We start from the raw sequence: 19,550 nt of genomic DNA on the forward strand, positions 1-19,550 counted from the left end.
TTCCAAACCTCTAAATCATCATGCCGCGCATCACTGTGGGACGCTTTCTGCGTTTACCTGACGTACCTTGTAGCTGAGTTTGTTGTTGCCGGCGGCGCTGGACTTCGTCTATTAGCTCTTGCTCTGCACGTTTCATGGTATCTGCTGGCGCTTTTATACCGCCAAGTAAAACATCCCCCGCAACAGGACCAACACCTAAGCCTTCCAATAGCTCGTTAAAAATATCGGTTCTGTCTTCAGCTTTTCTAATGGCAAGCTCAGCGTTCTCAATCGCATCGGTAAACGGTTGCTTCATCTTGATTCCTATCTTAAAGCGGGTCATCTCATCGGTGCTGTCAGTAACAGTCGTGAGTTTTTACTTTTTCAACTTTTTCAAAGGTCTATAATCTGCTAGGCGTAAACAGTACCAGTCGTCTAGCTCATCATGGCTTGCACCGCATGCTTTTAGATAGAACTGTGCCAATCGCTGGCTGCTCATGTTGCTACCACGTAACACATCGACATTGCCGCGAATGACCCAATCGGAGGGATAAAGTTGAATGGCATGTTCAGCCAAGAGAAATAAGCCGGCAAAGGGGTTACTCAACCCCAATTTTGGACGAACGCGTTTCAGAAGAACGATGATGATTTCACCGTCCTCCACCCGAAAAACGAGCTCTAAGCCTTCAACTTCAATTCGATAACCAAGTTGAATTTCACTTTGTTGCCAAAAGTATGGCGTCACTTCGATCCCCGCTTGCGCCAGCGAGAGTATTAGTTTTGTTTTCATTACATCCCCACCCTTCCAAGTGGCTGAATATTGATTTGCTGGGTTAGTTCTTGAAATGACAAAACGGGCAGATCGTAGTATTCCGATTCAATAAGCTTTCGCACATATCGGCGTACATCCATAGACACAACTAGCACAGGTTTGTTCGGCATGCGGCTTAAGTCACCAATGGTCTGTTTCACATCACTGACAAATTGTTGCGTTACTGACGGATCTAACGCCAAGTAACTCCCTGCTGAGGTTTGACGAATACCGCTGCGTATCGTGTCTTCGAGATTTTGATCCAATAAGTAAGCGGGCAACATGTTTTGTCCGCTCGCGTATTTGTAGCAAATGTAACGTTTTAAGCTAGAACGAATGTACTCCGTCAGCTGTACAACATCTTTCTCTTTTTGGCCCCACTCAACCATCGCTTCCAAGATCACGCGAAGGTTTCGGATAGAAATGTCTTCAGAAACCAAGCGTTGCAAGATTTCCGTCATTTTTTGCAACGGAACAATACGCTGGGCCTCTTTAACGAGCTCCGAATAACTGCCTTCCATCTGCTCCAACAGATAACGCGTCTCCTGAATACCAATAAAGTCTTGTGCGTACTCCTTAAGAACATGAGACAAGTGGTACGTTAAAATCCTGTCGGGTGTGAGAAAACCGACATGACTGGCTACGAGTTTTTGCTCATAACTCTGTGCCACCCAAATGCTAGAAATACCGGGTAGAAAATCTTCATCTTGCTCATAAGGCACGCCTAATAAGTCGATCTGCTCATTCCCTTCTGTCACCAAGAGTTGGTCTTTTACAATTCGTCCTCGTGCAACCGGAACTTCTTGTAACTGAATTAAATATTCGCCATTTTGCATCCCCTCGTTAAAACGCAGGTGGATACCCGGGAAAGGCACGCCGAGGTCGAGATATAGTGCGCGCCTCACCCTTGCTAGCTCTTCATTTAATGCGACCGCTTCCAAGCTTTCCTGAAGGCTCGCGTCAAGATCAATCAACAGCGGGACCGTCATGGCGAACTCTTCTTGCTCACCTAACTTACCTTTACTGTTTCTAGAAGGCGTAGGTTTGCTTGGCTTCGCTGCTGGCGAACCGGCCCCTTGCGAAACAAAGCTTGATAAGTCGGTGCTATCTGATTCCGCTTGTTTTTTCTGTTGATAGAAAAGGAAGAAACCACCACCACCAACCACGGCGGCCAAGACCAGAAAAGTGATTTTTGGAAACCCAGGGATGAGTGCGAACAGCACCAAAAGCACACCACCAATAAGAAGTGCTCGTGGCTGAGCAATCACCTGCCCACCAATATCCGATCCAAGATCAGAAGAGTCTTCATGAGAAACACGCGTCACGATAATACCGGCGGTAATCGCGATAAAGAGTGCCGGGATCTGCGATACCAAACCATCACCAACGGTCAAAATCGCAAACAATTCAAGTGCTTCAGAAGCACTCATGCCTTTTTGCGTTACCCCGATCGTGACGCCACCTAAGATGTTGACCACAATGATGACCAGACCCGCAATGGAGTCGCCTTTAACGAACTTCATCGCGCCATCCATCGAGCCATACATTTGGCTTTCTTTTTCAATCAGTGATCGTCGGTGCCTAGCTTCGTGTACGTCAATTACTCCGGCACGCATGTCACCGTCAATACTCATCTGCTTACCAGGCATCGCATCGAGTGAGAAGCGCGCACTAACTTCTGCTACCCTCTCTGAGCCTTTGGTGATCACCATAAACTGAACAATGGTAATGATCAGGAACACAACAATACCGACCACTAAGTTACCGCCCACAACGAAGTTACCGAATGTATAAACGATTTGACCAGCATCGCCTTGTAGCAAGATCAAGCGGGTTGTCGTGATAGATAAAGACAGACGAAACAATGTCGTGATCAATAGCACCGCAGGAAATGCAGAGAACTCAAGTGGCGTGGTGATGTAAATCGCTAACATAAGCAGCACCACCGCAATGCTCATGTTGGTGCCAATCAGTACATCCACCAGTGCGGTAGGAAGTGGCAATATCATCATAAAGACGATCGCGAGTAACATCACCGCAAGCATGATGTCTTTGCGTTGCCCTACTTTGTTTAGAATATCGATCAACTTATTCATGTGATTCACTATTTAAAGATTGCAGATAGCGTCGGTGCGCTTGGCGTGCCCCATCGACGTCATTTTGTTTCCAACGCGCTTGGCTTAAACAAAACCAGAGTCCTGCCGAGTCAGGATGAAGGTCGGATTTTAATAAGTGCTCACACACCTCAATCGCCCGGGTATATCGACCACTTTGTAAACACGCCACAGCAAGTGTTTGCATCGCCTCTTTGTGCTGCGGTTCTATTTCTAGAACCGCATCGAGAATAGAAATGGCATGCTCTGGCTTTTGGTATTGAACTTGTAGCGCAGCGTGAACAAGTAAGAGTTCAATGTCTTTGGATCTCAACATGTTGGTTAGACCTGAATAAGGAGATTGAGCGCCATAGTGAGGTAACGCTGATCAAGTTGTGTACTTTGTAGCGTTTCAGATGCTTTGATAAAAGAAGCGGAGCCTGAATCCTGTGCAAGAACTTGCAGCTGAGCTAACGTTTCATCAAATTGTTGGCGGTACTTTTCTGGACGCAACAACTCTGAGTGCAGCAGCTTGGGCTTGGTTAACGCGATGAGATATTGGTCTGAAGGCCGGAGGTCATAGAGCTTCTCTAAATGTGTAGCGACCGCCTGACCATCAGGAAGCAATTGAAATCGCTCTGGGAAATCGGCCTTAACTTCACTATGAGTAACATGCGTAAAGGCTTCGATGCCTACGTTTAAAGTGCTGACTCGAGTCATGAGCCTGCCACATCGTTATGTAGACGAGCCAAAAGCGTAAACGCTTGCTCTAAGGTCGGAAGTGTTACTTCTTCTCCTTTTAGCCTTGCTGAAAAAACCAGAGTTTGTTCATCTAACAAGCCGGTTTTAATTTCGAAAGGCCAGCCCTGATCGGCATGACACAAACACAGTGCACTTTGAATAATGTCACTGGTTTGATGCCAAGATAACGCTCGAGACAACATCAAGAATAACTGCTCACCCTGTCGCTCAATATGCAGCGTACCACTTTGCTCAAAATCCAGCTGCACCCGTCCAGCTGATGAGAAATCGACGGCATCGAGCCCCATTCCTCGGCAAAATTCATCGACGGATGCATCAATCCAACTCATCTTCCCACGCTTCCTCTTCTTCTATATCAATGGCTTCGTCTAGCGCCTTTTGTACCGCTTGGATTAAATTCTGTCGTTGTTCTTCATCGGCGAATACGTCAATTGGGATTGCGCGAACTAACTTATGGAACTCTCGAAAAAAATCGATTTTTTGTTCTACCGCCGTCAATTCCATTGCGTTGGCGACTTTCCATATCTCATCACTGCTTACCCATCGCTGCTCTACCAACGCAATCACATCAGCCATCAAATTAGAAACTTGATAAGCCATAATTCGTCCTTTCCGGTTTAAACATTTGGAACAGCTGACTCACACGATCTTGCAACGTATTTAGAGTTTTGAGTTTTTGCATATCGGACATCAACCACTGCAACTTAACCGAATCGATACTGCTACCTTGAACACTAAGATCTGCACTCATGCCTTGCAGCATAAAGTCAACAGCGGTCGATACCTCCTGCTCACCAAAGCGCGCCACCACATCTTGATAAGCAGCGCCGAGCCCTTGATAACTATGAACGGTATCGCGGTAGAAGCCGCGCAGCTGATGCAAAGAGCTAAACTCTTGCTCTTGGCTGTATTCATCAGCAAAATTTGAGACACGGATTTCCGTATCAATTTGAGACCATGTATCTGGGTTTTGCTCGATTCTTAGAAGTGCTTGGTCAATCAGCGCTAGTAGGTGTTTACTTTCTGGACTCGCACTCAAAAACTTTTTCACGGCTTTTAACGCAAGGTATTGATGGCTTTTCTCCTCTGAAAATCCATTCAAATAAGCTTGCAATTGAGCGATGGTCGAGATATTCCCTCCCGCCATTTTTGTAGCCAAATCTTTGATCTTTTGGTTCTTTTCAAGATCAGGGACTTTTCGCAGATAGTCAGAAACGAGTTCGTGCGCTTCATTAACTCGAACACCACTGTCTTTCACTTTGCGCTTGGTCAGATCTTTCTCTGCTTTTTCGGAACCGAGTGAAGTGAGTTCTTCCATCGCATCAAAAAGTGATTGTGTGGCATTGTGAACACGGACGGTTTCACCGCGATAATTGCCTTTTTGTGAAACGTCGGGACGAGACGATTCCAACCCGTTTTGGATAGACGCATCAAACTTTGGATTTGTTGCGATATGATTGTTGATAATACTCATTCACTTGCACTCCTTCCGCACAATACAGGCGAATTATAGGAAGTGCGCTTTGTTGAAGCTGTCAAAATCAGACGTGTTTTTTTAGTGCGCTTTCAGTTTTCTAAAAACTCCCGACTGATATTCACTATAAATTGATTCTTATACTTTCTATCCTCTCAGCATCAATCATTGCGCATATTTTTACCTTGAACGATTTCTCATACATCACTGATATCCAACAATCTGCGATTAAACACACGCGTTTGATCCAAATTCGCGGGCGCGTTACACAAGTCACCGGCACCATTATCAAAGCTGTCGTCCCTGGCGTTCGTGTAGGTGAACTGTGTGAGTTGCGCAATCCCGATCAAACTCTGTCTTTGTTAGCGGAAGTGGTTGGCTTCCAGCAGCATCACGCTTTGCTCACCCCGTTAGGAAATATGTTTGGGATTTCCTCAAATACAGAAGTAAGCCCAATGGGCAAAATGCACGAAGTGGGTGTTGGCGACCACCTGTTAGGTACAACGCTTGACGGGCTTGGACGTCCTTTCGATGGTACGCAAAGTCAGGAACCAAGTGCTTGGTATCCTGTTTATCGCGATGCGCCACCACCAATGCAACGTAAACTAATTGAAAAGCCAATCTCTCTTGGCGTTCGATCCATTGATGGGCTACTGACCTGTGGTGAAGGTCAGCGCATGGGTATTTTTGCAGCGGCTGGCGGGGGTAAAAGTACCCTACTGGCAAAACTGATTCGCTCCGCAGAAGTTGACGTGACCGTTCTCGCCTTAATTGGTGAACGCGGACGCGAAGTGCGCGAGTTTATTGAGCATGACCTAGGCGAAGAAGGAATGGCCAAATCGGTTTTAGTGGTCGCTACCTCTGATCGCCCAGCAATGGAGCGTGCCAAAGCCGCTTTTGTTGCCACTTCTATCGCAGAATATTTTCGTGATCAAGGTAAACGCGTGCTACTGCTGATGGATTCTGTAACGCGTTTCGCCCGCGCACAGAGGGAGATTGGACTAGCCGCAGGCGAGCCACCAACACGACGTGGCTATCCGCCTTCTGTTTTTGCCGCTTTGCCAAAGCTGATGGAACGAGCTGGACAATCAGACAAAGGATCAATTACAGCACTGTACACCGTGTTGGTGGAAGGTGACGACATGACGGAGCCTGTCGCGGATGAAACTCGCTCAATTCTAGACGGGCACATCATTCTCTCGCGCAAACTTGCGGCAATGAACCATTACCCCGCCATTGATGTACTTCGGTCAGCAAGCCGAGTGATGAATCAAATCGTTGAACCCGATCATCAGGCGTCTGCTGCTCATATTCGCGAAATGTTAGCTAAGTATGAAGAAGTTGAGCTGCTAATCAAAATTGGCGAATACCAACATGGCGCAGATAGTCGAGCGGATTTGGCCATTGCACAAAGTGATGATATACGCGCCTTTTTACGCCAAGGCACTCATGAACCAAGCGATCTTGATGGCGCTATCGCTCAACTTAAAGGGATGGCGAAACAATGATAGAACGCTTATTAGAAATCAAAAAAATTCGCGCTGAACGTGCGGATAAAGCCGTCAAGCGTCAAGAATACCGAGTGTCAAACGCCGCAGCACAGGTTCAAAAGGCCGAACGTTCTGTCGCGGACTATCACGTTTGGCGCCAGGAAGAAGAAGAGCGACGTTTTGCTAAAGCAAAACAACAAACACTCGTTCTCAAAGAGCTAGAAACATTAAGACAAGAAATCGCGTTGTTAAGAGAGAGAGAAGCCGAACTTAAACAACGTGTGGCCGAGTCAAAAAAAGCGCTTGAAATCGAACGCTCGGCACTTAAAGAAAAGCAAAAAGAGGCGCGACAAGCCCATAAAACCAAAGAAAAATTCGTTCAGTTGCAGCAACAAGAAGTCGCGGAAAAATCGCGAGAAAGGCAATACAAAGAAGAACTCGAACAGGAAGAGTTTCGCACTGTCGACATTATCTAAAGGTTCACTATGCGCATTACCCCAACAACTGAAACATCGAATACGCTGCACAAATCAACGCCGGAACAAGTGCCTCTCGAGAAGGAGGCCGAGCTTCAATCACAATTCGAGCATGCAATGACGAAGAAGCCTAGCAAGGGAAAGGAGTCTATCGTTGGGAATCCCCAAAAAAATCATACTGGCGAAGAAGACATACCGCTAAGGCATAAGACATCTCAAAGTCTAGATAAGAAACATAACCTATCGAACCAAGAAGCCAACGCTGACAAAAACATCTCCACTTTAAAAGGCAAAAGTGACGTCGTTACTAAGAGAGACGTAGAGAAATCGCAAGACGACGCAGCAAATAGCGAAGAAATAATTAGCGAAAACAATAAACTGCTTAAAAATGACGGAAAAAGCGATGGCGACACAGTTCTAAGCTCCCCTTCTACCGAGCTTGTTGATCCTCACTTTCAAGCTCATTTGAAAGATGACAAACCGACGCCGATGGATAAACGTATCTCACCGGATTGTCTCTCTACGCTTGAATCTGGCTTGCTCCCCCAAAGTGCGACAGCGACAGAGCTCGCTCAAGATGGGATTAACATTGTTGGCTTAACAGAAAAGCAAACTGAAACAGCGCACAATAAACGCGCAACTCATTCGCTACAGAATACAGGCAAACGATTAGACCAAACTGATGGCCTGCCTGAAACCAAGCCTCTTGAAAAAATCGAGACGAAAAGCGCACTAGTCACCGTTAAAACGGATGAAGAAAAAGTACCTTCTCAGCCCTTTGCAAGTGCGGTAACACAAGGCGATGTCATCCTAAAAAGTGTTGCTTCGCAGGCTCAACCGAGCCCAACGCGAGACGTAAACCAATTACTCCAGCAATTGGTGGATAAAATCTATGTTGCTCTGCCAACCGCATCGGACAACAAAGAGGTTCGGCTGTTTCTAAGTGAAGGACAATTAAAAGGTGGCGAAATCCACATCAAGTTGGACGCTCAAGGGTATAGCGTGACGATTCGACAAGAGCATGCCCTTTCCATTATTAGCCAGCAAGCTAGACAAGATCTTGCTGAACGGCTAAACCGATTCGGTGGTGAGCAGCCACTTCGCTTAGCGATCAGCGAACAAACTCAACAGCTCGATCAACAACAACATGAACAACAACACTCACGCCAACAACGCAGCGTGTATGAAGAATGGCAAGCGGAGAATGACCTATGACACCGTTAATAATACCCAAAGTGGATGCAGAAAGTATCGCGCTCAGCAATCAACTTTGTGCAAAACAGTGCCACTTCCAAGGGACTGATGGTCAGAGCGTATCGATTACTGTTGCTCAAATCCCTTCATTTGAAGGGTTCCGTTTAACCACGTTGATTGGAGGGCAAACCCTACAAGTAGACTTTTCTCGTGCGCAGCTCCAACATTGGCTGAAATCGACCTTAAATGCTACTGCGTTTGAGTCCCTGCCTAACTCCCTCCAGTTAGCACTTTTGAGCTCACAGATAGAACCGCATAGTGAGGCAATCAAAGCGCTATTTGGTCAGTTACCCATTCTTAGTCAACTACAGCCGTTAGAGGCGAGCCAGGCCCAAGAGCATACTTTAATGTTAACCCTCAATAAGCCTAACGGCTCTCTTTGTTTGTGGGTTAGCGAAGGATCAGACGTGTTATTGGATGCGCTACCAAACAGCGCTGCTCTACAAGCTCGACACCTCGCTTTACCTGTGTGGTTAAGTCTTGGAAGGACCCATTTGACGTTAAGCGAATTTAATTCGCTCGAGCTGGGAGATGTCATCTTTTTTGACGATGGTTACATCGCCAAGCAACAAGCCATTTTTCAAGTATCTAACCAGAATCTCTGGCGCTGCCAGCTAGATGACCAAACTCTTCACATTATTGAAAAAGAAACCAATATGAATGACGTAAACACTTCAGAAATGTTAACCGACCACCAGCAACTGCCTGTGGAACTCACGTTTGATATCGGCCATCAAACCATCACGCTAGAGCAGCTTAACCAGCTTCAGCCAGGGTACGTATTCGAGCTAAACCAGCCTGTATCTAAGCCGGTAACATTGCGTGCCAACGGCAAAATCATTGGTGAGTGTGAACTGGTTAATGTTAACGAACATTTAGGTGTGCGCATACTGGAGCTGTTCGGTGGCACGCAGGAGCTAGCATGATCCAGTTACCCGACGAGCTCAATCTCATTGTCAGCTTAGCACTGCTGGCACTGATCCCATTTATCGCCATGATGGCGACGTCGTTTGTGAAACTCGCCGTTGTATTCTCACTGTTGCGTAACGCTCTCGGTGTACAGCAAATTCCGCCGAATATGGCGCTTTACGGATTGGCTATTATTTTGTCAATTTTCATCATGGCTCCCGTCGGGTTTGAAACCTACGACTATGTAAAGCAGCATGATATCTCCCTTGAAGATTCTGCAAGTGTAGAAGGCCTCATTGAAAGCGGTTTACAGCCTTATCGAGAATTTTTGAAAAAGCATATTCGGGAAACCGAAGCCATATTCTTCACTGATGCTGCACGCACATTGTGGCCACAGAAGTACGTAGACCGTTTAGAGTCGGACAGCTTATTGCTCTTACTGCCCGCATTTACCGTCAGCGAGCTTACTCGCGCTTTTGAAATTGGCTTTCTGTTGTACTTACCGTTCATCGCTATTGACCTAATTGTGTCGAATATCCTACTCGCGATGGGGATGATGATGGTATCGCCAATGACGATTTCCCTCCCCTTCAAATTGTTGCTTTTTGTCTTGCTTGACGGCTGGACAAAGCTCACCCACGGCTTAGTGTTGAGTTACGGTTAATCACGGAGAAAGTATGCATTCTGCTGAAATCATTCATTTCACGACTCAAGCATTAACCCTAGTGTTGTACTTGTCATTACCGCCGATTTTAGTCGCAGCATTGGTTGGTACATTGGTGTCGCTTATTCAGGCGTTAACTCAGGTCCAAGAACAAACGTTAGGCTTTGTGGTCAAGCTTATCGCGGTCATTATTACGCTGTTCGTCACAACGCAATGGCTAGGGGCAGAGCTCCACGCCTTCGCCTCGCTTGCTATGGATAAAATTCCTCAAATACGATGAGTTATCACGACTTACACCAGGCTTTATTTTTGTACAGCCTGACGTTACCTAGGTTAATGGCATGCTTCATCTTTTTGCCTATTTTGAGCAAGCAAATGTTAGGCGGCACCATGGTGAGAAATGGTGTGCTTTGCTCACTCGCACTGTTTATATTTCCGATGATTAATCAGCAAACCTTGCCTGCAGAAACCGGCGGCATTTGGCTGATAATGATTTTGGGTAAGGAGGTATTAATTGGGCTATTGATAGGGTTTGTTGCTGCTATCCCTTTTTGGGCGATAGAAGCGGCCGGTTTTCTGGTCGACAACCAACGTGGGGCTGCCATGGCAAGTATGTTTAACCCAACGCTAGGCTCACAATCCACACCAACAGCGGTATTACTGACCCAAACGTTGATTACCCTGTTCTTCTCTGGCGGGGGCTTTGTCACTTTTATCTATGCGTTATTCAAAAGCTATACATCTTGGCCGATCGTGGACTTTTTCCCAACCGTTAGCGACGCATGGGTGAGCTTCTTCTACGCGCAATTTGAACAGCTTATGTGGCTTGGTGTGTTGATGTCCGCTCCACTAGTGTTGGCAATGTTTCTTGCTGAGTTTGGTCTGGCGCTTATCAGTCGTTTTGCACCGCAATTGAATGTTTTTTTCCTTGCCATGCCAATAAAAAGTGCCATCGCGAGTGTTTTACTGATCGTGTATCTCGGAATTATGATGGATCACTTTGAAGTACAGTTTTACGGCATTACCCGATTCGCAGAACAACTCAATACCATTTGGCAATAACGCTTAGGATTCTTTATGAGTGCAGAAAAAACAGAGCAACCCACCGCAAAAAAGTTACGCGATGCTCGGCAGAAAGGTCAGGTTGCCAAAAGCCAAGAAATCGTATCGTCTGCATTAATTTTGGCGCTCATAATTGTACTGTTTGCGTTCGCCGATTATTACATGTCGCACATCTCAGCGCTTATTCTCCTACCAAGTAAGCTTGCTTATCAGGGTTTCCAAGATGCGCTAGTCGATGTCGCTATCGCCATCGCAAAAGAAATTGCCTATCTACTCGCTCCGATTATTCTGGTTGCTGCACTCGTCGCCATCTTTTCCAATATGGGGCAGTTCGGGTTCCTATTTAGTGGTGAATCCGTTAAACCCGACATCAAAAAGATCAATCCCGTCGAAGGGGCCAAACGCATTTTTTCCCTTAAGAGTGTGATTGAGTTTATCAAGTCGATCCTTAAAGTCTCTCTTCTTTCCTGCATTATCTGGGTGACATTACGCGGTAACATCAACGCTTTAATGCAAATTCCAACTTGTGGGCTAGAATGTGTCCCGACCATTACTGGCGTCATGATTAAACAATTAATGATTATCTCTTCGGTAGGCTTCATCGTCATCGCTGCCGCAGATTTTGCGTACCAGAAGTTTGATCACACGAAAAAGCTCAAAATGAGCAAGGATGAAGTGAAGCGTGAATACAAAGAGATGGAAGGCAGTCCAGAAATAAAAAGCAAACGTCGTCAGTTGCACCAAGAGCTACAAGCCTCCAATCAACGCGAAAACGTTAAACGTTCTAATGTATTAGTTACAAACCCAACACATATCGCGGTTGGCCTTTATTACAAGAAAGGCGAAACGCCCCTGCCCGTCATCACTTTGATGGAAACCGATGCGGTAGCCAAACGTATGGTCGCAATCGCTAAAGAGGAAGGCGTTCCTGTGATGCAAAAAGTCCCTCTTGCTCGTGCACTATACGCCGACGGTAACGTCGACCAGTACATCCCAAGCGATCTTATTGAGGCAACTGCGGAAGTGCTTCGTTGGTTGGCTTCGTTAGAGTCCGAGGCGGACTAACAAACCACATCCCATTCAAGATCTGGGCTTACAACTGCCCAGCTTTCAACGCTATAATGCGGTATCCTTTAACTGTATGTTGTTTTTATGAAATCTAGCTTAAGCATTCGCTCCTACACGAAACGTATGAGCCGACATACTCATAGTGATTATCATCAACTGGTGCTTCCTCTCCAGGGCAACATACATATTGATATGGATAGTTATGTCGGAAAGGTGGCGGTTGGCGACTGCATAGTCATCCCCAAAAGTTGTGCTCACGGTTTTAATGCCGAAGAGTCATCACGCTTTATTGTTGCGGATATGACCACTTTGCCCACTCATTTGATGGATAGTAGTGTGGCTGTGTTTTCGATTAGCCCGCCTCTACTGAGCTTTATCCAGTTTGTCGAAAAACAGCTTGAGTATCAGGTTAATGATGAAATTGAAAACTCAATGGTTGCAACCTTCTATCTGTTGCTGGAGCAACAAAAGCGGTCTCGCTCCGTAGATTCGCGTATTCGAGATGTACAGGTTGTGATCGCCGAGCAGCTTGATCAGCCACTCACCATTGCCTCATTAGCGAATGCCGCTTGCTTGAGTCCGACGCAGTTTAAAAAGCTTTTTAAAGAGCAGCTAAAAGTGAGCGTTCATAAATACATTACATTACAACGTATGGAAAAAGCCAAAGCACTACTGACTCATACAGACCTTCCAGTTCAGTTGATAGCTGAACGAGTTGGCTATAGTGACCTTTCCGCGTTTAGTCGACGGTTTTCAATGCATTTTGGCATGTCTCCTAGAGAGTTTTCCCGGTAGTCACTAAAATAGTCCTCTGGAACAAGTATTCCGTCTTTTCAGCACAAAAATCTCTATCGCTTTCTTTTATTCTTTCTACCCTAAAACAGCCATTCACTAGGTAGAAATTACAGTGTTAAAAAAACATTTCACCGACTATCAATTAGGAACTTTATCCATACTTTTTGCTTCAACCCTGTGGGGAACGACGGGCACCGCTGCCAGCTTGGCACCGGATGTCAGTGCTCTCGCCATTGGCGCATTTTCTATGGGTATTGGTGGATTTATGCAAGCATGTCTGTCTGCGAAGTCACTGAAGAGAGATTTTCGAAAAGTCGTACATAAGAAGAAAACGTTACTGGTTAGTATTATCGCCTTAGCCACCTACCCACTGGCTTTTTATTCATCAATGCGATTCGCCGGTGTGGCTATTGGTACGGTTGTTTCTATCTCCACTGCACCTTTCTTTTCTGCTTTGTTAGAGTGTCTCTTTAGCCGAAATCAGACCATAACCAAGCGCTGGATGATGAGTTTCGCAATCGGGGTCATTGGCATTACCTTGTTGTTGGCTTCTGAGTCATCCGCAAATAGCTTATTTGATCATGATATGAAGCATTGGGGTGTATTACTTGGCCTATTGGCAGGTTTGACGTACGCCATTTACTCATGGGGAGTAAAGACTATGATTGACCACGGCATTGAATCGCAAACGGCCATGGGAAGTGTTTTTGGTATTGGTGGAGTTTTGCTTCTACCAACACTTTTCATCACGGGCGATAATCTATTTGCATCATCAACTAATACGACGGTCATGCTCTACATGGCCTTGATTCCAATGGGGTTAGGTTACGTCGCTTTTGGGTTTGGGCTACGGTTTGTTACAGCCAGTGGAGCTAGCATACTCACGCTATTTGAACCTGTTATCGCAGCAGCACTAGCAGTTGCGATTGTTGGGGAAGAAATTTCTTTCATTGGTTGGGTTGGTATAACGTTGACACTTGTGTGTTTGTTTCTTCAGTCGAAAAGTTAAATTCAATGGACATGAGCCAGCCCCAAAAAGGAACGCTGACGGTAGATAAAGTAAGGAGCAGCACCTACCCCCTACTTTACCATTTGAAATTACACCCAGCCTTCAGCCAAGTACATCAATCGCAATTGACTTGGTGAGCCTAGTTTTTCTAGCGCATCTAACTGGACGTCACTCAGGTTTGGGCATTTATCAAGATAAACTCGTCCGTTTGCTGCATCTAGGGGGAGCTTGTAGGTTAGCTTTTCGTTTATTTTACTTGCTTCCCCTTTATCAATCGCTCGAACAGCTGGCATGAGCCAATCCCAATCTTCTCCTAACAGTTTTTTAAACGCCCCGTTAGCAATAGACTCGGTTTTACTTGGTGCATCCTCTGGGCTTAGCTTCAAGATAGAATCTACGTCAGGAACCAAGTGCTCACTTGGCTCTGAACCCAACATCTTTTTCAGTGTTAATCGAGCGGCTTCCATCTCTTGTGCTTCTTTAGGTGCTTGAGGAGAAGTCATTTCAGTATTCTCCTTAGGACCAAGGTACGCCATTAATGCGCGGACAGAAGCCGGATCTTGCATACTAAAGGTAAAGTCTCCTTTGGCATTAGAAACTTCAAGCCTTGGTAAAACACCAGACATCTCACCTTGCATGAGTTGTTCTTTGACTTCTGTATTTAGTCCGTATGCTCCAGCTTGGTTCGCAACAAAACCACCACCACTCATGATAGCAGTCGTTGCCGCAGAACCGATTGCCTCTTTTGCTATCGGTGTGACGCCCACCGTTGCTACAGAGCTAACACCGAACGTGCCCAGGCTCCCCGTCGCCATACCTAACGTAGCTCCAATGCCACCTTCAGCCGACAGTATCGCATGACCTTGAGCCAAGGTTTGCTGCATCGGCATAGAAAGACGTTGATCTCGCCCTGGCAGCTGTGAAATTTGTTCTAACTGATGATGGTAAGCCTCAGCATCACCATTTACGGCCGCTTTGTGCAGCTCTCGACCTGTAGAAATCAATAAGCCAACGCCAGGTAATGCCAAGTTAATAACGGCGTTCACACCAGAACCTTTTAGCTTTTCTTTGCCCATCTGTAACAGTTCAGCAGCGAAGCCATCCATTTTTCCTGGATACTGGGCTTCTAAACTCACCTGCATACGCGGATCTTTGCTGATCGCATCAAACGTATTTTTAAGCTGCTGGTACGCATCGCTGCTCACTTTTATTTCATCCAATAGGCTGACAACTTCTAAGATTTTACGCTCAGTAAGTGGCTCACCGCGATAGCCTGAAGGACTCACTAGGGAGTAAGCCAACAGCGCAACCTCAGGTTTTTCTTGCTTAAGTAGCGCCTGCTTTAAATCAAGGTGAGTTTTGATGTTTTCTTGGAAAAACTTAGTGTATTTGCTTCTCAATACGCCTTCGTGAATAGAAGCAAACTTATGACCTTTGTGGAATGTGGAAGGTTCTTTTACTTCACCTCTTTTACTGATCACTCGGTCATCTTTTTGCGCAGCAACTGCACGAAACTGTTCTAGATCAGGTACTGGGCTTTGGCTGATTTTTTGTGTTGTATTAACCATTTTTCTCTCCTACACACGAAGTGATTGAACATGAGCTTGTTCATGATTAGAGGTGGTTGGAATCGCTTGATCCAACATTGCGAAACGCGCTTGCCACAGCTCGGCCTGTTCAATAACTTCGTGAAACCAAGCGGTAAGGTTCGTCGTATTTAGATGCTCAACGGGTTTACGTCCTGCTAAGACAAGCTGTCGACCATTTGGAGCTAAAGCAAGTGCGAGGCTGCCACTACCAATTCCTTGATAGTTAGCATGAGCAAGAAGCTCTAAGCCTTTTAGTCGTTGTTCACCGGATTTTTCTAACCCTCCGAACGTTACAGACAACATCAAATCATCCGTATCTGTCGCGATGAAATACAACATGTAGCGATCATCGACCAGTAGCTGACAACGTTCATTTTCTTCAAAATTCAGTTCGGGCAACTCATTGAGTTGGCAAAACTCCAAGAGCAGTTGTTGAATCGTGTTCATAACTTTTTCCTTTTGTTTCAATAACTCTATTGAACAACGATTGCAGATTGAACGATGTCGGTAATGGCTTTATTTTTGTCACTTTTTCGCCTTCATTGTGAGGTTTTCCGCAGAAATCTCGCTCTAAAATCGAGTTGCCAGAGTAATAAAAAAGAGCAGCTCAGAGCTGCTCTTTCAATAAAGGTTAGATGCTTAGCATGGTGTATTTGCTCACTTCTTTTGCAGAGTGACTAACCCAGTTTATGGCTATCAAAAATGACTTCTGTTGGCGGGAACATATTCGAAACAGGTGGTCGTTGTGCATCTCCAAACATTGGTGCACCGAATGCAGATGTCGCCCACGGGTCAACAATTTTCACATCCTTACTCCACGTTGATGGATCTTTTATGTCGCTCCCCTCTTGTCGACCAACCAGTACATAAAGGTGTGTACCTGAATGACCCTTTTTAAACGCAACCACTTCTACTTTGGGTTCACTTTCAGGTGTTCCTGACATGCCTTGAATCATCTCAGCGGCGGCAGCAAAGGCAAATGTAGTACAGCAGCCAGCTTTCGCGGTTTGTACTGCCTTAGCAATGTTCTGTAGAGTGCTTAATTGCGGTGCGGTTCCTCTTTGTGCTGCAGCTTGAATTCCGTTTGCGGACATCGTCGCTCTGTGATCTTGCATGATTCGCGCTTGATCCGCGTGAAGCTCTTTTAGTCGTGGCTTTCCTTTTGTTTCATAAAACTGTGACCCCTTAACACCGAACGTATTTAAGTCCGTACAGGCAAAATCACCAAGCTTTTGAAGGTTGGCTCTATGTCCGTTGATAAGCGCGACACTCGATGAGGCTTTATTGGTTTTGGAAGAAGAGGCTGCCGTTTGTGCAGTGGGCCAATTTGAGCTAGGGCCAGACGACAATCTCTCAAGATTTTTCAGGCTCCCAAGCGTTAACTTGTTTTCACCATTCAACACATTTTTCAGCATGAGCTTCGCAACATCTTTAGGAATACCCTGCTTAGTAAGCAGGTTCACTACAATATCTTTCGCTTTATTCTGGTGGCTAATACGCGCGCTGATACTTTTATTTTTTGGTGCGCCCTCTTTAACAAAAATATCTTTGCCGTTGTGTGCTCGAACCTCTTTGTCGTCAGCCTGATTTTGTGTCGCCAAATGTGACGTTAACTGACTCAACGAGTGCATGTGCGATGTATTAATATTGACCATGTGTGATGCCTTAAACTTGAATAAATGCGTGTACGTCTGTTTGGCTAAAATCTACAACCGTGTTGTTTTGAAATAACTGTACCCAAGTATCAACTAATTCACTCAACTGAATGATTAAGTTAGCAATGTTGGTGAGTTCACTTCCAGCCGCGATAGCAACTTGAAGAACAACGTCTTTGCGTGTTGGATTCACACAAAACTGCACACCACCTGTTTCTCGATACAAAAAGTTGTATTCAAGTAAAACTTGAAGTTTATCTAGCGTAATATCATCTTGTTCTATAAGCAGGTTTTTGGAAATCAATAACTCGCCTTTTTCCTCTACGAGCAGAACATCGACACTGTTGTTTTCAGCAAAATGCAGTGACCACATTTGATCGTCATACGCTGTCACGCGCTCAAGGTTCAGCACTTCTCCTAGCTCAGAGAGAAGCATATTAATCTTTCCTGTATCCATGTTGTGTCCTGTCTAATTTATTATAACTAAGTGACATCGATATATTTGTTTCAGCGAAGCCACTTGGGTATAACGGCTCATTTAAATAAGCGAATAAGGATAAAAGAGATTTTATGGCGAGATAGAAACCGACACTTTATTTCAACGTCTCATTTTTATTGCTATTAGCCGTTTTATTGAGAAGAAAAATTAAGGTTAAGCTGGAAAATAAAAGAGCGGCAATCGCCGCTCCAAAAATTAAATAGAAGTAAAAAATCACTTAATACCGTGAAGGCTATTTTCTGCATCCATAGCTAAAGGATTGAACGAGTCGTTACGAAGTTCTGCTATCGCGTATAGCATACGCCCCATGCGACCATTTCCATCGGTAAAGCCATGGTACCCGATAACTCCGGCGAACAAATGTTTACCTAAGTCTTTATCTTCTACAGGGTTCTCTTTCAAAAAGCCTTCAATGTGCTGCTTTAACATGCCCTCACCGCCAATACTTGAAGGCAAAGTACCACCCGAAATATTTGGCCCTCGGTAATCACGCTCAACATTAGGCACCAATCGAGCGTGTAGCTCTTTTAGGTTTTCCATATTCAATAAGTCTTTACCATTAGACGCGTATTCTTTCAGTAAAGACGTAATATTTTCGGCATCGTTTCCTTTAGAGTTAGAAGCATTAATGATCCACGCCGCAGCTCTTTCAACATTATTGGTTACGCCACTTTTGTTAAACGCGTCCTCTGCCAGTCCTTCAGCGTATACACCTTGGCTTAGATCGGTGCTTGCTAGACCTTCGATATGACGTTGCGCCGATTTAAGATGCATCACCTCCATATCAAACACCGCTTGCATTTGATTAATGCTACCTGCCGGGTTTTTCTGCGCTGCAGATACACCACCGCCGTAGTCTTTTACTACACGTCCAGCAAGCGACTTCGCTGCACTTTCGCCAATCAGTGATGTGAGGTTTTTACCAGAATCGGTTTCTAACATTGCCTCTGTCATCGCTCGCTCTGCTAACTGGTTTAGCTCAGCAGAGTTCGACTGAACTGATTTACTGTCTAACTTCGCAAAGGCATTTAAGACATCTGATGCGGTTTTTATGCTTCCATCTTTGAAGAACATTTGTCCATGCTCAACAGAAGAAGCAGCTTGTAAACGCTGAGCTTGTCCTTGCTCATTATCAAATACGGCTTTTGTAAGGGCTTTCGCTACCGATTGTGGGCTACCTTCGCGAAACAGTTTTCCTGTCGCTTCAAAAAATCGCGCTACTGCACCATTCGTAGGATTGGCGCGAGTAAATTCTTGGGTCGCTGCGTTGATTTGGTATTCTTTGCCACCAATACTCAGCTTACCTTCGTTAAGTATCTCGTTACGAGCTTGCGGCATGGCAGCCTGCAACGCGCTAACACTTCCAAAACTGATCATGTTTCAAACCCTTAATGTGGAAAAATGAGTGGTATTCGTTTCCGGTACTTCGGTTGTTTTATTGGTTACTTCTTGTGTATTCGCACTTTTTAACCACTCGATGAAATTCGCAAATGACTCATCGAAAAAAGATGCAGTTAGCAGTTGCTGAGGCAGGTGTATGAAACCGATATATCCGGTCTCTTCCTCCCAGCATACCGCTGGAGAGCCTTGCGTTAAGGCATCTTTCATATGTTGATGCAAAATATCAGCACTCGGTTTATTACCTGAAATCAGCCCGATAAGCGTCACACGATCTTCTTGTGCACGAATTGTGATTGCTGTGTTTTGCTCAACGAGTAGATGGCAACAATCATCCTCATCAAAAACCAGCGGCTCCAATTGGCAGCGGCTGGCAAAATCTGTCAGTAAAGAAGTTATAAATCCATTAGCCATTCGACTAAATAATCCTATTTTTGTTGTTTTAGAGGCGCTGCTTGGTTGCAACACTTATCAACTAAGCAGCTTTCTTAGGTGTATTCTTAAGGATTTATGGCAGTGAATATTTTAGAAATGGTCGGATTTTTTTTGTTTAAAGGCATTAA

Annotated in this window: 24 protein-coding genes; 10 read left to right on the forward strand and 14 right to left on the reverse strand. The window is 45.2% G+C overall.

Annotated features, from left to right (window positions below; all coding sequences use genetic code 11):
* Window positions 1–10: 10 nt before the first annotated feature.
* From KJB35_RS05825 to sctW, 8 genes are read right to left on the reverse strand one after another with little or no spacing between them, the layout of a single operon-like run.
* On the reverse strand, window positions 11–295 hold the full coding sequence (locus tag KJB35_RS05825) for an LcrG family type III secretion system chaperone (protein ID WP_053304395.1): 285 nt from the start codon (window positions 293–295) through the stop codon (window positions 11–13).
* Window positions 296–355: 60 nt separating this feature from the next.
* The gene (locus tag KJB35_RS05830) at window positions 356–769 is read right to left on the reverse strand and encodes an LcrR family type III secretion system chaperone (protein WP_053304394.1); all 414 of its coding nucleotides are present in this window, start codon (window positions 767–769) and stop codon (window positions 356–358) included.
* A complete protein-coding gene (vcrD, locus tag KJB35_RS05835; protein ID WP_086013006.1) occupies window positions 769–2,895 on the reverse strand; it encodes a SctV family type III secretion system export apparatus subunit VcrD in 2,127 nt (708 codons plus the stop codon). The genes KJB35_RS05830 and vcrD overlap by 1 nt, the downstream gene beginning before the upstream one ends.
* Window positions 2,879–3,220, reverse strand: coding sequence for a type III secretion system chaperone VscY (gene vscY / locus KJB35_RS05840; RefSeq protein WP_005377248.1), 342 nt, complete (start codon window positions 3,218–3,220; stop codon window positions 2,879–2,881). Before vscY ends, vcrD begins: the two co-directional genes overlap by 17 nt.
* A gap of 5 nt (window positions 3,221–3,225) precedes the next feature.
* Window positions 3,226–3,603: a type III secretion system protein VscX gene (gene vscX / locus KJB35_RS05845; protein ID WP_005377246.1), complete on the reverse strand. Its 378-nt coding sequence runs from the start codon at window positions 3,601–3,603 to the stop codon at window positions 3,226–3,228.
* Window positions 3,600–3,974 carry a type III secretion chaperone SycN gene (sycN, locus tag KJB35_RS05850; RefSeq protein ID WP_005377240.1) on the reverse strand — a complete coding sequence of 125 codons (375 nt, stop codon included), beginning with the start codon at window positions 3,972–3,974 and terminating at the stop codon, window positions 3,600–3,602. Before sycN ends, vscX begins: the two co-directional genes overlap by 4 nt.
* The gene (locus tag KJB35_RS05855) at window positions 3,961–4,245 is read right to left on the reverse strand and encodes a TyeA family type III secretion system gatekeeper subunit (RefSeq protein ID WP_005377239.1); all 285 of its coding nucleotides are present in this window, start codon (window positions 4,243–4,245) and stop codon (window positions 3,961–3,963) included. Before KJB35_RS05855 ends, sycN begins: the two co-directional genes overlap by 14 nt.
* The gene (gene sctW, locus KJB35_RS05860; protein WP_017821331.1) at window positions 4,226–5,119 is read right to left on the reverse strand and encodes a type III secretion system gatekeeper subunit SctW; all 894 of its coding nucleotides are present in this window, start codon (window positions 5,117–5,119) and stop codon (window positions 4,226–4,228) included. Before sctW ends, KJB35_RS05855 begins: the two co-directional genes overlap by 20 nt.
* 185 nt (window positions 5,120–5,304) lie before the next feature.
* Between sctW and vscN the strand changes: the two genes are divergently transcribed.
* From vscN to KJB35_RS05910, 10 genes are all read left to right on the forward strand, one after another.
* Entirely contained in the window at window positions 5,305–6,627 is a 1,323-nt protein-coding gene (gene vscN, locus KJB35_RS05865; RefSeq protein WP_017821332.1) for a SctN family type III secretion system ATPase VscN, read from the forward strand.
* A complete protein-coding gene (locus KJB35_RS05870) occupies window positions 6,624–7,085 on the forward strand; it encodes a type III secretion protein (protein ID WP_025768127.1) in 462 nt (153 codons plus the stop codon). The genes vscN and KJB35_RS05870 overlap by 4 nt, the downstream gene beginning before the upstream one ends.
* A 9-nt stretch (window positions 7,086–7,094) precedes the next feature.
* Window positions 7,095–8,300, forward strand: a complete 1,206-nt coding sequence (locus KJB35_RS05875) for a type III secretion system needle length determinant (protein ID WP_213908120.1) — start codon at window positions 7,095–7,097, stop codon at window positions 8,298–8,300.
* Window positions 8,297–9,265, forward strand: a complete 969-nt coding sequence (gene vscQ, locus KJB35_RS05880) for a type III secretion system cytoplasmic ring protein SctQ (RefSeq protein WP_213908121.1) — start codon at window positions 8,297–8,299, stop codon at window positions 9,263–9,265. The genes KJB35_RS05875 and vscQ overlap by 4 nt, the downstream gene beginning before the upstream one ends.
* Window positions 9,262–9,912 carry a SctR family type III secretion system export apparatus subunit VscR gene (gene vscR, locus KJB35_RS05885; protein WP_005377232.1) on the forward strand — a complete coding sequence of 217 codons (651 nt, stop codon included), beginning with the start codon at window positions 9,262–9,264 and terminating at the stop codon, window positions 9,910–9,912. The genes vscQ and vscR overlap by 4 nt, the downstream gene beginning before the upstream one ends.
* Window positions 9,913–9,925: 13 nt before the next feature.
* Complete coding sequence (vscS, locus tag KJB35_RS05890) at window positions 9,926–10,192, forward strand: SctS family type III secretion system export apparatus subunit VscS (RefSeq protein ID WP_005377227.1); 267 nt, start codon at window positions 9,926–9,928, stop codon at window positions 10,190–10,192.
* Window positions 10,189–10,974 (forward strand): type III secretion system export apparatus subunit SctT, encoded by a 786-nt coding sequence (sctT, locus tag KJB35_RS05895; RefSeq protein WP_203345978.1) that lies wholly within the window; start codon window positions 10,189–10,191, stop codon window positions 10,972–10,974. Before vscS ends, sctT begins: the two co-directional genes overlap by 4 nt.
* A 15-nt stretch (window positions 10,975–10,989) precedes the next feature.
* Entirely contained in the window at window positions 10,990–12,039 is a 1,050-nt protein-coding gene (vscU, locus tag KJB35_RS05900) for a SctU family type III secretion system export apparatus subunit VscU (RefSeq protein ID WP_005387129.1), read from the forward strand.
* A gap of 87 nt (window positions 12,040–12,126) precedes the next feature.
* Window positions 12,127–12,837, forward strand: coding sequence for an AraC family transcriptional regulator (locus tag KJB35_RS05905; protein WP_031781101.1), 711 nt, complete (start codon window positions 12,127–12,129; stop codon window positions 12,835–12,837).
* 106 nt (window positions 12,838–12,943) lie between these two features.
* A complete protein-coding gene (locus KJB35_RS05910; protein ID WP_372035280.1) occupies window positions 12,944–13,846 on the forward strand; it encodes a DMT family transporter in 903 nt (300 codons plus the stop codon).
* 89 nt (window positions 13,847–13,935) lie between these two features.
* Here the strand turns inward: KJB35_RS05910 and KJB35_RS05915 are convergent, their stop codons facing one another.
* The 6 genes from KJB35_RS05915 to KJB35_RS05940 all read right to left on the reverse strand — a co-directional run bounded on the left by KJB35_RS05915 (window position 13,936) and on the right by KJB35_RS05940 (window position 19,455).
* Window positions 13,936–15,414 (reverse strand): CesT family type III secretion system chaperone, encoded by a 1,479-nt coding sequence (locus KJB35_RS05915; RefSeq protein ID WP_238951947.1) that lies wholly within the window; start codon window positions 15,412–15,414, stop codon window positions 13,936–13,938.
* Window positions 15,415–15,423: 9 nt separating this feature from the next.
* A complete protein-coding gene (locus tag KJB35_RS05920; protein ID WP_005387141.1) occupies window positions 15,424–15,882 on the reverse strand; it encodes a CesT family type III secretion system chaperone in 459 nt (152 codons plus the stop codon).
* Between the two features lie 230 nt (window positions 15,883–16,112).
* Entirely contained in the window at window positions 16,113–17,090 is a 978-nt protein-coding gene (gene vopR, locus KJB35_RS05925; protein ID WP_285355972.1) for a type III secretion system effector VopR, read from the reverse strand.
* Between the two features lie 10 nt (window positions 17,091–17,100).
* On the reverse strand, window positions 17,101–17,547 hold the full coding sequence (locus KJB35_RS05930) for a type III secretion system chaperone (protein WP_065274577.1): 447 nt from the start codon (window positions 17,545–17,547) through the stop codon (window positions 17,101–17,103).
* A 255-nt stretch (window positions 17,548–17,802) separates the two neighbouring features.
* Window positions 17,803–18,966: a VopS family T3SS effector adenosine monophosphate-protein transferase gene (locus KJB35_RS05935; RefSeq protein WP_025768118.1), complete on the reverse strand. Its 1,164-nt coding sequence runs from the start codon at window positions 18,964–18,966 to the stop codon at window positions 17,803–17,805.
* 3 nt (window positions 18,967–18,969) lie between these two features.
* A complete protein-coding gene (locus KJB35_RS05940) occupies window positions 18,970–19,455 on the reverse strand; it encodes a type III secretion system chaperone (protein ID WP_237288962.1) in 486 nt (161 codons plus the stop codon).
* Window positions 19,456–19,550 lie beyond the last annotated feature (95 nt).

The organism is Vibrio sp. D431a (genome assembly GCF_030248655.1).
Classification (GTDB): Bacteria; Pseudomonadota; Gammaproteobacteria; order Enterobacterales; family Vibrionaceae; genus Vibrio; species Vibrio alginolyticus.

What these genes read in the sequence shown, in the direction of transcription:
- KJB35_RS05825 (WP_053304395.1), bottom strand. Translation starts at nt 295, where the DNA reads ATGAAGCAACCGTTTACCGATGCGATTGAGAACGCTGAGCTTGCCATT.
- KJB35_RS05830 (WP_053304394.1), bottom strand. Translation starts at nt 769, where the DNA reads ATGAAAACAAAACTAATACTCTCGCTGGCGCAAGCGGGGATCGAAGTG.
- vscY (WP_005377248.1), bottom strand. Translation starts at nt 3,220, where the DNA reads ATGTTGAGATCCAAAGACATTGAACTCTTACTTGTTCACGCTGCGCTA.
- vscX (WP_005377246.1), bottom strand. Translation starts at nt 3,603, where the DNA reads ATGACTCGAGTCAGCACTTTAAACGTAGGCATCGAAGCCTTTACGCAT.
- sycN (WP_005377240.1), bottom strand. Translation starts at nt 3,974, where the DNA reads ATGAGTTGGATTGATGCATCCGTCGATGAATTTTGCCGAGGAATGGGG.
- KJB35_RS05855 (WP_005377239.1), bottom strand. Translation starts at nt 4,245, where the DNA reads ATGGCTTATCAAGTTTCTAATTTGATGGCTGATGTGATTGCGTTGGTA.
- sctW (WP_017821331.1), bottom strand. Translation starts at nt 5,119, where the DNA reads ATGAGTATTATCAACAATCATATCGCAACAAATCCAAAGTTTGATGCG.
- KJB35_RS05870 (WP_025768127.1), top strand. Translation starts at nt 6,624, where the DNA reads ATGATAGAACGCTTATTAGAAATCAAAAAAATTCGCGCTGAACGTGCG.
- KJB35_RS05875 (WP_213908120.1), top strand. Translation starts at nt 7,095, where the DNA reads ATGCGCATTACCCCAACAACTGAAACATCGAATACGCTGCACAAATCA.
- vscQ (WP_213908121.1), top strand. Translation starts at nt 8,297, where the DNA reads ATGACACCGTTAATAATACCCAAAGTGGATGCAGAAAGTATCGCGCTC.
- vscR (WP_005377232.1), top strand. Translation starts at nt 9,262, where the DNA reads ATGATCCAGTTACCCGACGAGCTCAATCTCATTGTCAGCTTAGCACTG.
- vscS (WP_005377227.1), top strand. Translation starts at nt 9,926, where the DNA reads ATGCATTCTGCTGAAATCATTCATTTCACGACTCAAGCATTAACCCTA.
- sctT (WP_203345978.1), top strand. Translation starts at nt 10,189, where the DNA reads ATGAGTTATCACGACTTACACCAGGCTTTATTTTTGTACAGCCTGACG.
- vscU (WP_005387129.1), top strand. Translation starts at nt 10,990, where the DNA reads ATGAGTGCAGAAAAAACAGAGCAACCCACCGCAAAAAAGTTACGCGAT.
- KJB35_RS05905 (WP_031781101.1), top strand. Translation starts at nt 12,127, where the DNA reads ATGAAATCTAGCTTAAGCATTCGCTCCTACACGAAACGTATGAGCCGA.
- KJB35_RS05915 (WP_238951947.1), bottom strand. Translation starts at nt 15,414, where the DNA reads ATGGTTAATACAACACAAAAAATCAGCCAAAGCCCAGTACCTGATCTA.
- KJB35_RS05920 (WP_005387141.1), bottom strand. Translation starts at nt 15,882, where the DNA reads ATGAACACGATTCAACAACTGCTCTTGGAGTTTTGCCAACTCAATGAG.
- vopR (WP_285355972.1), bottom strand. Translation starts at nt 17,090, where the DNA reads ATGGTCAATATTAATACATCGCACATGCACTCGTTGAGTCAGTTAACG.
- KJB35_RS05930 (WP_065274577.1), bottom strand. Translation starts at nt 17,547, where the DNA reads ATGGATACAGGAAAGATTAATATGCTTCTCTCTGAGCTAGGAGAAGTG.
- KJB35_RS05935 (WP_025768118.1), bottom strand. Translation starts at nt 18,966, where the DNA reads ATGATCAGTTTTGGAAGTGTTAGCGCGTTGCAGGCTGCCATGCCGCAA.